The 634-nt window shown below is 39.0% G+C and carries 1 protein-coding gene; it reads right to left on the reverse strand.

Annotated features, from left to right (window positions below):
• Positions 1–142 precede the first annotated feature (142 nt).
• On the reverse strand, positions 143–634 hold a 492-nt coding region (locus ABN217_RS19620), incomplete at its 5' end, for an AIR synthase-related protein (RefSeq protein WP_349459907.1).

Here is a 634-nt window from a genome sequence, read left to right on the forward strand (position 1 = left end):
GGCTTTGGCTCAATGAAATTAAAATCTGAATTTGTGAAGAAAAGCTAAGATAGAAGATTATTAATAATCTATTTAAACATAAAGTTAGATATTACCAATATTCTTAAAGGCGCGAATAAAGCGCCTTTTGATTAAAGTAAGGTTACTCATTAGCATCACTAAAGTGATCAAACCCTTTAAGATTAGGGTGTACATCTTTACCATCACGTAAGTAACGGATCCCTTCAGCAATCGGCATAATTTGCCCTATACAATGAAAGTCAGCCCCTGTATGCGCCAATGCGATCTCTAACGCACCTCGATTGATCTCTGGTGCTGTAAAACATAATTCATAATCTTCACCACCACTTAATGCCCAAATCTCCGCTTGTTCTTCACTGACTTCGGCTTTCATCGCAGGTGAATAAGGTAATGAGTCTAAATTTAAACGCGCACCACAGCCACTAGCTGTGAGAATATGATTCAAATCCGAAATCAACCCATCAGAAATATCAATTGCAGATGTCGCTAAATGACGCAATGCTTGGCCTTGCAATAAACGAGGCTGAGGGCGTAAATGCCTTGCAACAAAATAATCACTATGTTCTTTTTCTGTTGGCTGTAATCTATTTTGTAATACGGCAAGCCCTGCGGC

Origin of the sequence: Proteus sp. fly-1067, assembly GCF_040139345.1 — a bacterium.
Taxonomy (GTDB): domain Bacteria; phylum Pseudomonadota; class Gammaproteobacteria; order Enterobacterales; family Enterobacteriaceae; genus Proteus; species Proteus vulgaris_B.